The following is a 13,646-nucleotide window of genomic DNA, read 5'->3' as shown; positions in this document are numbered from 1 at the left end:
GGTGGACGTACCGTCAGGGTTGTGCGTCGTCCCGGTCGTACCACCGGAGCAGTCCGGCCCGTATCCGTCCGTGGCGATGATCCGGACGAACCGGATCAGGTTGTGCGACAAGGGTGTTGGCCGATGTCCGGGGGAGCCGCAACCGACGCTCCTGTGCATCGACGGGACGATGCACCTCGCGGAATCCGCCGGACGGCAGACGCACGAGGCGGCCGGTCTCGTGACCGTGCACGGCGGTCACGGCGTCGCGGTGCTGCAGACCGAGACAGACCCGCCGAGTGATCATGAACGCCGCCACAGGTGCGAGCACCAGGGCGAGCTGTAGGACGTGCACGACGTCCTCGAGGCTGAGGGACAGCTTCATGGCGAGTTGGTCGGACCCGGCCGCGGCCCACAACACTCCGTAGAACGCGATGCCTGCGGCACCGATCGCCGTGTGGGTCGGGGTATGACGGGACCGCTCGGCAACGGGACGAGCACTCAGATCCCCGAGCAGCCAGGTCTCCAGGAACGGATACGCGATCACCAGTGCCAGGAAGAGGGTGCACACGCCGACGGGGACGAGCAGCCCGAGGGTCCAGGTGCGCCCCAGCCACACGAACTCCCACCCTGACGGCACCAGTCGCTGGGCGCCGTCGAGGAATGCCAGGTACCACGTCGCACCGGAACCGGCGGTCGCGTTCTCCGGGTCGGCGGGACCCAGCGCCCAGACCGGATTGGTCGTCACGAACGCGGCTGCGGCCGCCAGTACGCCGCCGACGACGAACAGGATGCCGATCGCATGGACTGCTGTCGCGGGTGTGCGGGTGACTCGCGTTCTCCGGTTCGGGGCGATGCCTCGGCGCCGCGCCCGAAACGCGATCGCGGCAAGGCCGATGAGGGTCAGCGGAAGCACCGCGACGTGGAGGACGTAGAACACGACGATGCCGCCGCCGGGGAACTGGCCGCGGAACACGAGAGCCGACAGATCCGTGCCGACGAACGGCATCGCCTGCAGGATTCCGTTGAGCACCGCGAGGCTGCTGGCCGACAGCAGGTCGAACGGCAACACGGTACCGGTGAGTCCCTCACCCATGGCGATGACGAGCACGAGGAACAGCAGCACCCACCGTGACCGCTGAGCGCCGCGGAAGCTCGCGGTGAAGAACACCCGCAGGACCTGCAGCAGCAGGCTGACGATCAACAGCGACGCGCTCCAGTTGTGCAGTTGGCGCACCAGCAACCCGCCCCGGACGTCGAACGACGTGTGCAGCGTCGAGTCGAGTGCGCGCGACATGGGTACGCCGCGTAGCGGTGCGTACGAGCCGTCATACCGGACCGTCGCAGCCGACGGTCGGTAGAAGGCGAGCAGAAGCACGCCGGTGAGGACGCAGACCACGAGACTCGCCAGCGCGATCAACCGCAGATGCCGCAACCATCGGTCCGTCGATGCGCGTGTTCGCAGGTCCCGCAACAGTGTTCGCCGATCCAGCCACGCGCCGATCCGATCGGTGATCTGGTCGCTGCGCTCCACGGTGTGAGTCATCCGGTGCCTCCTCGGTCGACGCCAACAGCCGACTAACCCCAAGACGCACCGCGCAGCCGGTCTGTGACATCTGCGCGGACATCTGCGCGCGAGACCTGGACCGGGGTGTTGCGGCAACGGATGTCACAGACCGGGTGGACGGTTCGTCTCAAGGGGAAACAGCCACGAACGAGGAGTACACGGAGATGCGAGTTTTCGTCGCGGGCGCCACCGGCGCGGTGGGGCGCCGTCTCGTGCCGCAGTTGGTCGCGGCCGGGCACGAAGTGGTGGCCAGTACCCGAACATCCGGCAAGACCGACCTGGTGCGAACCATGGGTGCGACACCGGTGGTGCTGGACGGATTGGACGGTACGGCGGTCGGCGAGGCCGTGGCCCAGGCTGCGCCGGATGCGATCATCCACCAGATGACCGCGCTGGCCGACATGGGCGACCTGCGCAAGTTCGACCGGACGTTCGCCATGACGAACCGGTTGCGGACCGAGGGCCTCGACAATCTGATCGACGCGGCGCGGGCAGCCGGGGTGTCCCGGTTCGTCGCACAGAGTTTCACCGGGTGGACCAACGCCCGCACGGGTGGCCCGATCAAGTCGGAGGCAGACGGCCTCGACCCACACCCACTGAGACACCAGACCCTCACCTCCGGTGCGATCGCGCACCTGGAGCGGTCCGTCACGGACATCGGTGGGGTGGCCGTGCGTTACGGGTTCCTTTACGGCCCAGGCGCATCCGACCCGATGATCGAGACGGTGCGGGCCCGCAAGATGCCCGTCGGTGGCGACGGTGCGGGGATCTGGTCGTGGTGTCACGTCGACGACGCCGCATCGGCCGCCGTGGCCGCCCTCGACCACGGCGACGGCGTCTACAACATCGTCGACGACGACCCGGCGCCGATCTCGGAATGGCTGCCGTACTTCGCCGACGTCATCGGCGCGAAGCCACCGCGCCACCTCCCGGCCTGGCTCGTGGGACTCGCGGCCGGCGAGGTGGCCGAGTCCTGGATGACCACGATGCGCGGATCGTCCAACGCGAAGGCGAAGGCGGAACTCGCGTGGACACCCCGCTGGAGCAGTTGGCGGGACGGGTTCGCGCACGGACTGTCGTGCCCGACCAGCGAGGAACCGCGGTGAATCTCGCGCTCTGGATCGCAGCCGGGCTGTTGGCGACCGTTTTCCTCGTGGCCGGCAGCACCAAACTCTTCGTCTCTCGGGAGAGACTCGCGCGAGCTCCGGGGGGAGCGTGGGTGAACGACTTCAGCGGAGGATTCGTGAAGTCGCTCGGAGCGGTAAAGGTACTCGGCGCCGTCGGCCTGATAGTGCCGGGAGCGCTCGACGTGGCGCCGGTCTTGGTGCCACTCGCGGCCGTCGGGCTGGGACTGATCATGATCGGGGCGGCGATCGTGGAGTTCCGGCTCCGCGACGGGAGGCATGTCGCGGTCAACCTGATGTACCTGGCGGTGATCGCCTTCGTGGCGAGCGGCCGATTCGCGTGGGGATGGTGACGGCAATGAGAGTTTTTGTGGCAGGTGGCACCGGAGTCCTCGGGCGACGGTTGGTCCCGCAACTGGTGGCGCGCGGTCATCAGGTGACCGCGACGACGACCAGTGCGGACCGGGTCGGCCGGCTGGAGGGGCTCGGCGCCGTCGGCCTGGTGATGGATGGTCTGGACGCGATGTCGGTCGGCGAGGCCGTGGCCGCCGCGCGGCCGGATGTGATCGTGCACCAGATGACCGCCATCTCCGTGACGCACGCCGGCAAGCCGGACATGAAGCACATGGATCGGTGGTTCGCCACCACGAACCGGCTGCGGACCGAGGGCACGGATCACCTGCTGGCCGCCGCCGAGGCAACCGGTGTCTCCCACTTCGTCGCCCAGAGCTACGGGGCGTGGAACGGCATACGGTCCGGCGGCTGGGTCAAGACGGAGGATGACCCGCTGGATCCGATGGCCGGAACCGTCGCGGAACCGGGTATGGCGGCGATCGGCCACGTCGAGGACGCCGTCGTGAAGGCAGGTGGGGCGGTGCTCAGGTACGGGTGGCTCTACGGACCGGGCGCCATGGAGGACCTGGTGGAACCCGTTCGCAAACGGCAGTTCCCGGTCGTCGGTGGCGGCGCAGGTCACTGCTCGTGGCTCCACCTGGACGATGCCGCCCGGGCTACGCTGCTGGCGGTGGAGCAACGAGTGCGTGGCGTGTTCAACGTGGTGGACGACGAACCTGCGTCGGCCCGCGATTGGCTGCCCTACCTGGCCGAGTGCGCCGGCGCCAAGCGACCGATGAACGTTCCCGCCTGGATGGCCCGGCCGCTGGCCGGGCAGGTGGCGGTGCTGATGATGACCGAAGGTCGTGGCTTCTCCAATGCCAAGGCGCGGACCGAGTTGGGCTGGAAGCCGCAGTACGCATCGTGGCGGCAGGGATTCAAGGAGGAGCTGGCGTGACACGGGCCGAGGAGTTCGAGGAGCTACGGCCCCTGCTGTTCTCGATCGCCTACCGGATCCTCGCCAGCGTGAGCGAGGCCGAGGACGCCGTCCAGGAGACCTGGCTGCGCTACGCGGACACCGGGACGGAGCCGAGGTCGACCAAGGCGTTCCTGTCAGCGGTGGTGACCCGTATCTCGATCGACGTGCTGCGGTCCGCCCGCGTACGCCGCGAGAAGTATGTCGGTGCCTGGTTCCCCGAACCACTGCTCGAGGACCCGTATGACGATCCGGCACGCGCCGCGGAACTGGCCGATTCGGTGTCGATGGCGGCCTTGTTGCTGCTGGAGCGGCTCAGCCCGCTGGAGCGTGCGGTGTTCGTCCTGCACGAGGTCTTCGGCTTCGGGTTCGCGGAGGTCGCGTCAGCGGTCGACCGGTCGGAGTCGGCCTGCCGTCAGCTCGCAGTGCGGGCGCGACGACACATGGACGAGGGCCGGCCGCGGTTCGAGGCGGACCGCATCGAGCGCGAGCAGCTCGCCGCGCGCTTCTTCGACGCGTTGCGGGACGGCGAGGTCGAGGACCTGCAGGACCTGCTCACCGCGGACGTGGCGATGGTCGGCGACGGCGGCGGCAAGGCGCCGCAATGGGCGCGTTCGATCACCGGTGCCGACAAGGTGTCCCGGCTGCTCGGCTCGACGATGCCGTGGTTCTTCCGGATCGGCGGGCAGGTCGAGCTGCACGAGGTGAACGGGCAGCCCGGCGCCCTCTTCCGGGATCGGGACGGCCGGGTGCTCAACACCTGGACCCTGGACATCGTCGAGGGCCGGATCCAGACGATCCGCACGGTGCTCAACCCCGAGAAGCTCGAGCACCTTGGGCCGGTCGCCGACCCTTGGGCCATTTACGAGGAAGCGAACAACGCCCGCCGCGCCGGGCGCTGAACTCAGCCGTCCGTGGTCAGGACGATCTTGCCGAAACTGTCGCCCGCCGCCAGCCGTTCGAACGCCGTGCGCGCGTCGGCGAGGGGCAGGGCCTGATCGATCACGGGTGAAATTCCTTCGCGGGCAACGAAATCGACGAGTCGGCGCAACTCCGCGATCGATCCCATCGTCGAGCCGATGACCCGTAGCTGCTTGAAGAAGATCTTGGTGAGTTCCGCCTTCGCGGGAGCATCGCCGGACGTCGCCCCGCAGATGACGATGGTGCCGCCGGGATGGAGCGAGTTCACCGAATGACTCCAGGTGGCCGCGCCGACGGACTCCATGACGGCGCTCACCCGCTCGGGCAACCGCTCGCCGTCGGCGAACGCGCGTTCCGCACCGAGTTGCACCGCACGCGCGCCGCGCTCCTCGTCGCGGGATGTGACCCACATGCGCAGCCCGGCGGCCGACCCCAGCTGCACCAATGCGGTGGAGACGCCGCCGCCGGCGCCCTGCACCAGCACGGTGTCGCCGGGGGAGACGCCGGCGTTGCCGAAGAGCATCCGGTATGCCGTGAGCCATGCCGTCGACAGGCACCCCGCCACCTGCCAGGACATCGATTCCGGCTTGGGCACCAGATGGGCGGTCGGCACCACGACCTGTTCGGCGAGCGTTCCGTCATACAACTCGGACAGCAGGGTCCGGCGCGGATCCAGGGTCTCGTCGCCGGACCAGCCGGGACTGGGGATCACGCTGTGCAGGATGACCTCGCGGCCGTCGTCGGTGACACCGGCGCCGTCACACCCGAGGATCATCGGCAGTCGGTCCGCGCCGAGGCCGACGCCCTGCAGCGACCATAGATCGTGGCGGTTCAGCGCCGCCGCACGCAGGTGCACGCGGGACCAGCCGTCCGGCACCTCCGGATCCGGTCGATCGCCCACCTCGAGGGCGGACAGCGGGTCGTCACGGTCGAGTCGGGCGGCATACGCGGCGAGCATGCCCACCACCCTACGAGCCGGGGTCGCCGTCAGGCTGCGCGATCGTCGTCCGGTCGACGTTCGCGCAGCAGCCACCAGCGGGCGGTGAGCCCCATCAGCAGTGCCCAGAACGCCGATTCGACACCGGCGATGGTCGTGCCCGATGCCGCAACGACCAAGGTGAGCACGGCCGCGGTCGTCTCGGCGGATCGTGTGCCGACAGAACGGGTTTCGCCGACAGCTCCCTGGATGGCGCCGGCCAGTGCGCCGAGCAGGGCGAGCCCCGCGACCGTCTCCACCACTCCGGACGGTGCGAGCGTGACCAGGGTGGTCAGCGCGGCCGAGGACAATCCGAGCACCAGGTAGGTCGCACCGCTGGAGGCGGCAGCGAGCCAGCGTCGGGAGGTGTCGGGCCCTGCGTCCGGACCGGCCGCGAGCGCGGCACTGATCGCCGCCAGATTGATCGCGTGTCCGCCGGCGGGGGCGCCGAGCGCGGTGCCGGCGCCGGTGACGAGCATGCTCGGCCGCCACGGGACCGTGTATCCGAAGCCGCGCATGACGGCGACCCCCGGGATGTTCTGCGAGGCCATCGTGACGATGAACAGCGGGATGGCGATCCCGAGAACGGCCTGCACCGACAGGTGCGGTACGACGGGCGCGAGGCCGGGCAGCATCCGGTGATCGGCGAATGACGTTCCGGTGCGGGCGAGTTCGATGCCGATCACGGCGCTGGCAGCGACGAAGGCGCCGGGCACGGCCCATCGGGGCGCGACGCGCACGAGGACGAGCCAGACGAGGATGACCGGCAGCACATCCCACGGATGTATGGCGACAGCGCGGACCGGCTCCAGGCACAGCGGAAGCAGCACGCCGGCCAGCATGGCCTGCGCGATGTTCGTCGGGATCCGCGCGATCAGGTCCGCAAGGCCGGACCACAGTCCGCCGGCGACGATCAGCAGGCCGGTCACCGCGAAGGCACCGGTCGCCGCTGCCCAACCTCCGGAGACGGCACCCGACCCTGCGAGCAGTGCCGCGCCCGGGGTGGACCAGGCAAGCGTGATGGGGATCCGGAAGCGCGTGGCGAGCACGATCGCCCCGACCCCCTGCAGCAGCGTGACGGCGAGCAGCCCCGACGCGGCCTGTGCCGGGCTGGCGCCCACCGCGCGCAGGCCGGTGAGCACGACCGCGAACGAGCTGGTGAATCCCACCAGTGCGCAGACGATTCCGGCAATCATGGGTGTGACCGGGCTGGTCCGTTGAGTCGGTAGAGTGTCGAGCATGTGCTGTTCCGTTCGCGAAACGTTCTGTATACGGAACGCTAACGCGCCATGCTCGGCCGTACGACGGGCGTCCAGGAAGTGAGCGAGCGGGGAACGTCGGCGGTCGTCGGAGCGCGCATCCGCCAGGCTCGCCAGGACCGCGGTATCAGCCTGTCGGCGCTGGCCAGAGATGCGGGCATCGGCAAGGCCACCTTGTCGCAGCTCGAGGCGGGGGACCGCAATCCGACGATCGAGACCCTCTACGCGATCTGCGGTCCGCTCGGTGTGCCGTTGTCGGTCCTGGTCGGCGAGTCCGGCGGTGCACAGGCAGCCGCTGCCGGCGGCATGCGTACCGTGCTGCTCGATCTGCGGCATCGGCCCGACGGCACGACGATCGAGGTGTTCCGTCTCGATTTCCCCGCCGGAGCCCGGCATACCTCACCGGCGCACGGCCGGGCCGTGACCGAACATCTCGTCGTCACGGCCGGAGCCGTGCGGGTCCGCACGGCCGGGTCGGTGCTCGTGCACGCGGGGGAGTCCACCACCTGGGTCAGCAGCCGACGGCACTCCTATGCGGCCGTCGGGGGCGCGGCCGAGGCCGTGTTGGTGATCACGACCCCGCCCGCCGACTGATCTCCTGGGTCAGCCCCAGTTGGCCGCGTTCGTGACGCAGAACGGGTGACCCGCCGGGTCGAGCAGGACCGTCCACGTCTCGCCCGGTTGCTGCTCCGGCTTGGTGGCGCCCAACTCGACACAACGCGCCACGGTGGCCTCGGGGTCCTCGGCTGCGAGGTCGAGGTGGAACTGCTTGTGCCCGTGATCTGGCCAGGACGGGCGCTCGTAGTCGGGCGTCTCGCCGAAGCCGAGTCGCTGGTCGCCGTGCTGCAGCATCGCGTAACCCTCTCCCTGGGCCGTGATGTCCCAGCCGAGCGCGGCGCCGTAGAAGGTGGCCATCGCGCCCGCGTCGGGGCAGTCGATGGTCACCATGCCGATGCTCGCTGCGGGCTTGGTGGTGTCGGTCATCTGCGGCTCCTCGAATGTCGGATGTGGCTGTCGGACCATCCTTCTAGGCTGCGAGGTATGGCGCCTAGGACAATCGCGACAACCGATGGCGTGATTCTGGATCCGCATCGGTTCGCCGAGCACGCCACGCTGGCACGGCCGGCCTGCCATCCGGCACTGGACACGTTCGTGCAGCACTACTGGACAGTTCGGTGGCAGCTGCCCGCGGGTGCGTCATACCGCTCGTCATTGGTGCCGGTCGCGCAGGCGAACCTGACCGTCGAGGATGCGACGAGCCACCGATCGGGAGCGAGCACGCCCGGCGTGTTCATCACCGGTGTCGTCAGCCGCGCTCGCTTCGACGTGACGCTCACCGGGTCCGGCGGCGTTGTCGGTGTGAAGTTCCGACCGGGCGCGCTGACCGCCCTGACCGGGGTCGCGGCGACCGGCTTGCGGGACCGGGTCATCCCGGCCACCGAGGTCTTCGGCGACGCCGACGCACTGAGCGGTCTCTCCGCCGACGACCCCGAGGTCGTCGACCGGCTGGACGCCTACCTGCTCGGTAAGCCGCTGGCCGGCAGCGCCGAGCTGGACGCGCTGGCGACCGTCATCGCGATCCTCGAGGACTCGGCGCCCGCGATGTCGGCGGCGGAGCTCGCCGATCGCTGCGGCATGGGGCTGCGGTCCCTGCAGCGCCTGTGCCGGCACTACATCGGTGTCGGCCCGCAGTGGCTGGTCGCCCGGGCGCGGGTGCACACGGCGATCGCGCGGCTCCATGCCGGCGATCACGACACGCTCGCCGAGCTCGCCACGGAGCTGGGATGGTTCGATCAGGCGCACTTCGGCCGCGATTTCACCGCGTTGGTGGGGGAGTCACCCGGCGTCTACCGGGATCGGATCCACGCCGCCGCAGACTAGATTTGTCGTCGTGCCCGAACACCTGATCCTGCTCGCACCGTCCGCCAACCGGGTCTATGCCGCAGACACGCCCCGTCTCGCCGAAGCCGAACTCCGCACAATGGCAGCCGGATTCGGGCTACCCGACCCCGAGGTGAGCACCACCCGGCTGGCGGGTGTCGACTACCTGGAGCTGCACACCGGCGGGGATCTGGACGACCGCGCCGTGCGCGTGGTGTCGACGCTCTCGGCGACGCATGCGATCTTCCGGCGCGAGGGCGATCTGCTCGCACCCGTGCCGCTCGAACGGCCGGAGCCGTACCCGAGCGACCTGGTGACGATCCAGAAGTACCAGGGCAAGACCAATGAGCAGTGGACCCGGCTGCTGCTCAACGTGACCGTCGCAGCCACCAGGTCGCCGGAGAAGCTGCTGGACGGGACCGTGCAGGTCCTCGACCCGATGTGCGGCCGCGGCACCACCCTCAACATCGCGCTGTCGCTCGGTCTGGACGTCACCGGCATCGACCTGGATGCCAAGGATTTCCAGGCTTATTCGGCATTCATCAAGACCTGGATGCGGCAGCACCGCCTCAAGCACTCGGCCGACGAGGCGGCTCTGCGCACCAGCGGCCGCAGCCGTGGCAAGCAGCTGCGGATCGAGGTCGCCCCGTCGAAGGAAGCTGCCAGGGCGGGCGACGTGCAGCACGTCAGCTATCTCTCGACCGATACGACTGACATCGACGGTCTGCTGAAGGCGCGCAGCGTCGACGTGATCGTCACCGACACGCCGTATGGCGTGCAGCACGGCTCGCACGGTGATCGGATCGCTCGCAGTCCGCTCGACCTGCTGGGCCGGGCCCTGCCGCAATGGCAGCGGTTGCTGCGGACCGGCGGCGCGATCGGGCTGTCGTACAACACGCACGTGGCTCCCCGTGACGAGCTCAGCGAGCTCTTGATCGCGAACGGCTTGACCCCCGTCGACGGTCCGGCCGACGAGTTCCGGCACCGCGTCGACGCCTCCATCGACCGCGACCTCATCGTCGCCCGCAGAGTCGGGTGAACGTAGGCTGTGTCGTTGCCCGACCACGTCCGCACCAGTTCAGGAGGCTCTCATGGCTGACCCGGCACGCGCCCGCAAGATCGCCGAGCGCACCAAGACCCTCGTCGCCGATTTCGTCGAGCGTCGCGTCAAGGACGAGCGCCTCGGCTTCGTGACGATCACCGACGTCCGCGTCACCGGTGACCTGCAGCACGCATCGATCTTCTACACCGTCTTCGGCAGTGACGAGGAGCGTACGAACACCGCTGAAGCTCTTGAGGATTGGCGAGGTCGCATTCGCTCGCACGTCGGCAAGGGGCTCGGCATACGCCTGACCCCGTCGTTGGAGTTCATCCCCGACGCCATTCCGGAGGGCGCCGCGCACATCGAGGAGGCCCTCAAGGCCGCCCGGGAGCGGGACGACGAGCTGGCGAAGTCCAAGGCCTCCGCGTCATACGCAGGGGACGCCGATCCCTACAAGAAGCCGGCGACCACCGACGACGCAGCCGACACCGAATGAGCGCGTCGGATGACGCCTGACGGGCTGCTTCTCGTCGACAAGCCCGCCGGCTGGACGAGCCACGACGTGGTCGCGCGCGGTCGACGACTGGCACATACGCGCCGCGTCGGTCACGCGGGCACTCTCGACCCGATGGCGACCGGGGTGCTCGTGCTCGGCGTCAACAAGGCGACCAAGCTGCTGACGTTCCTGGTCGGCTGCGACAAGACCTACACCGCGACCATCCGACTCGGCCAGTCGACGATCACCGACGACGCCGAGGGCGACGTCACCGAGTCGTATGACGCCGCGGGGGTCACGAGCGAGGCGGTCGCGGCCGCCGTCGACACCCTGCGCGGGGACATCCAGCAGGTGCCCAGCGCCGTCAGTGCGATCAAGGTCGACGGCGTGCGCTCGTACGCCAAGGTGCGTGGGGGCGATGAGGTCAAACTGCAGCCACGCCCGGTGCGGGTGAGCAGGTTCGACATCCTGGCCGAGCGCGAAATCGCATCCGACGCAGGCCAATTGCGCGATGTGGACGTGGAGGTGGAGGTCTCCTCGGGCACCTACGTGCGCGCGCTGGCTCGTGACCTGGGTGCGGCGCTCGGTGTCGGTGGTCACCTCACCGCGCTGCGCCGGACACGTGTGGGCCGATTCGGCATCGAGGACTGCACTGCGCTGGACGACCTCACCGCGATGGCCGACCGCGATGAGCCACTACCGATCATCGGCATGGGTGAGGCCGCCGCCGCGCAGTTCCCGGTCCGAGCGATCAGCGCGCAGGAGGCGATCGACCTGCGCCACGGGAAGCGCCTCGCCCGGCGACCCGAGCGGATCGAGGTGTCGGCCGCGATCACCGAGGACGGTGAGCTGGTGGCGATGCTCGACGAGAGCAAGCCGGTGCCGGTCTCGCGCGTGGTGTTCCCCGCCTGACCCGCTCGTCGGCCCGTCGCGAGCCAGATGCGACAGGGTCGCGCTGGGTCGATATGCTCGATGCACCATGGCCACCGTCACCGCACCGCAAGCCTCCAAGCTCCAACGTGCCCGCGCGTTCTTCGCCGATTTCACTCCGGCAGAACGTCGTTCGGTGCTCGGTATGTCGGCGGCGGTGCTCGCGCTGCACGTGCTCGGCTGGGGCACCTTGCTGTTCGTGGTGGCGCCGCAGCACTTCGAATTCGGCGCAGACGCCGCGCACGCGCAAGCATTCGGCATCGGGCTCGGCGTCACGGCATACACGCTCGGGATGCGGCACGCGTTCGACGCCGACCACATCGCGGCGATCGACAACACGACCCGCAAGCTGCTGTCGGACGGCAAGCGGCCGATGTCGGTGGGATTCTGGTTCTCGCTCGGCCACTCCAGCGTCGTCTTCGGGTTGTGCTTCCTGCTCGCGCTCGGGATGAAGGCACTGGCCGGCTCGGTCGAGAACGACAACTCGACGCTGCACGCCGTGACCGGCGTCATCGGGGTGACCGTATCGGGTCTCTTCCTGTGGATCATCGGCATCCTCAACCTGATCGCGTTCATCGGCATCATCCGGGTATGGCGCCGTGCCCGGCACGGTGAGTTCGACGAGGAGGCGCTGGAGCACCACCTCAACTCCCGCGGTTTCGTCAACCGGATCCTCGGCGGCCTGACCAAGTCGGTCACCGAGCCGTGGAACATGTACCCGATCGGTTTCCTCTTCGGGCTCGGCTTCGACACGGCCACCGAGGTCAGCCTGCTCGTGCTCGCCGGCGGTGCCGCGGTGTCCCTGCCCTGGTACGCCATCCTCACGCTGCCGGTGCTGTTCGCCGCCGGGATGAGCCTGCTCGACGCGGCCGACGGCGTGTTCATGGCGAAGGCCTACCGCTGGGCGTTCGCCAAGCCGTTGCGGCGGCTCTACTACAACGCGACCGTCACGTGGTTGTCGGTCTTCGTGGCGCTGGTGATCGGCAGCATCGAGCTGTGCTCCGTGCTGGCGGATCGACTCTCCTGGACCGACGGCCCGGTGGCGGCGATCGGCTCGATCGACCTGGACGGCGTCGGATTCGTCATCGTCGGAGTCTTCGTCCTGACCTGGCTGCTGGCCGTCGCCGCGTGGCGCGTGCTGGGACTGTCCGAGAAGGAATTGTCAGCGGGATAAAGTTGCGCGCGTGCTGCGCCTTTCGAAGCTGACCGAGATCCCCGCCGACTTCGGTGAGTGTGTGGTCACCATCGGCAACTTCGACGGGGTGCACCGCGGCCACGCCGCGTTGCTGCGCCAGGTCGTCGAACGGGCTCGGGAACGTGAGGTCCGCTCCTGCGCCGTCACCTTCGACCCGCACCCGTTGCAGGTCCTCTTCCCGGAGCGGGCGCCGCAACTGATCGCCTCGTCGGCGTCCCGGTTCGACCGGATGGCGCAGACCGGCCTGGACGCCGTCCTGGTGCTGGACTTCACCCACGAACTCGCCGGGATGTCACCGGAGGACTTCGTCCGCGACGTGTTCGTCGACGGACTGCACGCCGTCGAGGCCGTCGTCGGGGGAGACACCCGGTTCGGCGCGAAGAACGCCGGGGACGTCACCACCTTGCGGGAGTTGGGCGAGCGCTACGGGTTCGACGTGCGAGTGATGGCCGACGTGGGGGAGGGCCGGCGCATCTCCTCGACCGAGATCCGCGCGGCGCTCGCCGACGGTGCGGTCGACGTCGCCGCCGAGGCCCTCGGGCACCTGCACGACGTGCGGGGTGTCGTCGTCCGAGGTCTGCAGCGCGGCCGCGAGTTGGGCTTCCCCACCGCCAATCTCGGGCGTATGCCGGAAGGGCTCGTCCCGGCGGATGGCGTGTATGTCGGCTGGCTGGTCCGCGAATCGGTCCCGGACGGCGACCCGGAGCACCGGATGCCGGCGGCCATCTCGGTCGGCACCAATCCGACGTTCGACGACGTCCCGGAACGCACGGTCGAGGCCTACGTGCTCGATCGCGACGACCTCGACCTCTACGACGAAATGGTCCGGATCGAGTTCGTCCGGCGACTGCGGGGCAACACGAAGTTCGACTCCATCGACGCCCTCATCGAGCAGATGCACCGCGACGTCGACGTCGCGAGGGAGATCTGCGAAGCGGAGTCCGGCACTCGCTGATCCGGAACCCAA

Annotated in this window: 15 protein-coding genes; 11 read left to right on the top strand and 4 right to left on the bottom strand. The window is 69.2% G+C overall.

Annotated elements, in window-relative coordinates; all coding sequences use genetic code 11:
- Positions 1–13: 13 nt before the first annotated feature.
- On the bottom strand, positions 14–1,525 hold the full coding sequence (locus ACZ50J_RS15335) for a cytochrome b (protein WP_464298020.1): 1,512 nt from the start codon (positions 1,523–1,525) through the stop codon (positions 14–16).
- A 185-nt stretch (positions 1,526–1,710) separates the two neighbouring features.
- Between ACZ50J_RS15335 and ACZ50J_RS15330 the strand changes: the two genes are divergently transcribed.
- From ACZ50J_RS15330 to ACZ50J_RS15315, 4 genes are read left to right on the top strand one after another with little or no spacing between them, the layout of a single operon-like run.
- Positions 1,711–2,652, top strand: coding sequence for an NAD-dependent epimerase/dehydratase family protein (locus ACZ50J_RS15330; RefSeq protein ID WP_464298019.1), 942 nt, complete (start codon positions 1,711–1,713; stop codon positions 2,650–2,652).
- A complete protein-coding gene (locus ACZ50J_RS15325) occupies positions 2,649–3,023 on the top strand; it encodes a DoxX family protein (protein ID WP_464298018.1) in 375 nt (124 codons plus the stop codon). The genes ACZ50J_RS15330 and ACZ50J_RS15325 overlap by 4 nt, the downstream gene beginning before the upstream one ends.
- Positions 3,024–3,028: 5 nt before the next feature.
- Entirely contained in the window at positions 3,029–3,961 is a 933-nt protein-coding gene (locus ACZ50J_RS15320; RefSeq protein ID WP_464298017.1) for an NAD-dependent epimerase/dehydratase family protein, read from the top strand.
- The gene (locus ACZ50J_RS15315; protein WP_464298016.1) at positions 3,958–4,881 is read left to right on the top strand and encodes an RNA polymerase sigma-70 factor; all 924 of its coding nucleotides are present in this window, start codon (positions 3,958–3,960) and stop codon (positions 4,879–4,881) included. Before ACZ50J_RS15320 ends, ACZ50J_RS15315 begins: the two co-directional genes overlap by 4 nt.
- A 2-nt stretch (positions 4,882–4,883) precedes the next feature.
- Here ACZ50J_RS15315 and ACZ50J_RS15310 read toward each other — a convergent pair whose 3' ends face one another.
- Both ACZ50J_RS15310 and ACZ50J_RS15305 read right to left on the bottom strand, forming a co-directional pair.
- A complete protein-coding gene (locus tag ACZ50J_RS15310) occupies positions 4,884–5,858 on the bottom strand; it encodes a zinc-binding dehydrogenase (protein ID WP_464298015.1) in 975 nt (324 codons plus the stop codon).
- 29 nt (positions 5,859–5,887) lie between these two features.
- Positions 5,888–7,117, bottom strand: a complete 1,230-nt coding sequence (locus ACZ50J_RS15305) for a benzoate/H(+) symporter BenE family transporter (protein ID WP_464298014.1) — start codon at positions 7,115–7,117, stop codon at positions 5,888–5,890.
- Between the two features lie 48 nt (positions 7,118–7,165).
- Between ACZ50J_RS15305 and ACZ50J_RS15300 the strand changes: the two genes are divergently transcribed.
- Positions 7,166–7,729, top strand: a complete 564-nt coding sequence (locus ACZ50J_RS15300) for a helix-turn-helix domain-containing protein (RefSeq protein WP_464298013.1) — start codon at positions 7,166–7,168, stop codon at positions 7,727–7,729.
- 9 nt (positions 7,730–7,738) lie between these two features.
- On the opposite strand, the gene ACZ50J_RS15295 is transcribed toward ACZ50J_RS15300, so the two are convergent.
- Positions 7,739–8,119 carry a VOC family protein gene (locus tag ACZ50J_RS15295; RefSeq protein ID WP_464298012.1) on the bottom strand — a complete coding sequence of 127 codons (381 nt, stop codon included), beginning with the start codon at positions 8,117–8,119 and terminating at the stop codon, positions 7,739–7,741.
- Positions 8,120–8,176: 57 nt separating this feature from the next.
- Here ACZ50J_RS15295 and ACZ50J_RS15290 point away from each other — a divergent pair, with 57 nt between their 5' ends.
- From ACZ50J_RS15290 to ACZ50J_RS15265, 6 genes are all read left to right on the top strand, one after another.
- Positions 8,177–9,016: an AraC family transcriptional regulator gene (locus ACZ50J_RS15290; protein ID WP_464298011.1), complete on the top strand. Its 840-nt coding sequence runs from the start codon at positions 8,177–8,179 to the stop codon at positions 9,014–9,016.
- 10 nt (positions 9,017–9,026) lie between these two features.
- On the top strand, positions 9,027–10,055 hold the full coding sequence (locus ACZ50J_RS15285) for a TRM11 family SAM-dependent methyltransferase (RefSeq protein WP_464298010.1): 1,029 nt from the start codon (positions 9,027–9,029) through the stop codon (positions 10,053–10,055).
- A gap of 52 nt (positions 10,056–10,107) precedes the next feature.
- Positions 10,108–10,554, top strand: coding sequence for a 30S ribosome-binding factor RbfA (gene rbfA, locus ACZ50J_RS15280; protein ID WP_464298009.1), 447 nt, complete (start codon positions 10,108–10,110; stop codon positions 10,552–10,554).
- 9 nt (positions 10,555–10,563) lie between these two features.
- Positions 10,564–11,466 carry a tRNA pseudouridine(55) synthase TruB gene (truB, locus tag ACZ50J_RS15275; protein ID WP_464298008.1) on the top strand — a complete coding sequence of 301 codons (903 nt, stop codon included), beginning with the start codon at positions 10,564–10,566 and terminating at the stop codon, positions 11,464–11,466.
- Between the two features lie 67 nt (positions 11,467–11,533).
- Positions 11,534–12,658, top strand: a complete 1,125-nt coding sequence (nicT, locus tag ACZ50J_RS15270) for a Nickel transporter NicT (protein ID WP_464298007.1) — start codon at positions 11,534–11,536, stop codon at positions 12,656–12,658.
- A 10-nt stretch (positions 12,659–12,668) separates the two neighbouring features.
- Complete coding sequence (locus ACZ50J_RS15265; RefSeq protein ID WP_464298006.1) at positions 12,669–13,634, top strand: bifunctional riboflavin kinase/FAD synthetase; 966 nt, start codon at positions 12,669–12,671, stop codon at positions 13,632–13,634.
- The last annotated feature ends 12 nt before the right edge of the window (positions 13,635–13,646 follow it).

The sequence above is a fragment of the Flexivirga sp. G2 genome (genome assembly GCF_055397625.1).
This window is presented reverse-complemented; position numbering and strand designations above follow the sequence as displayed.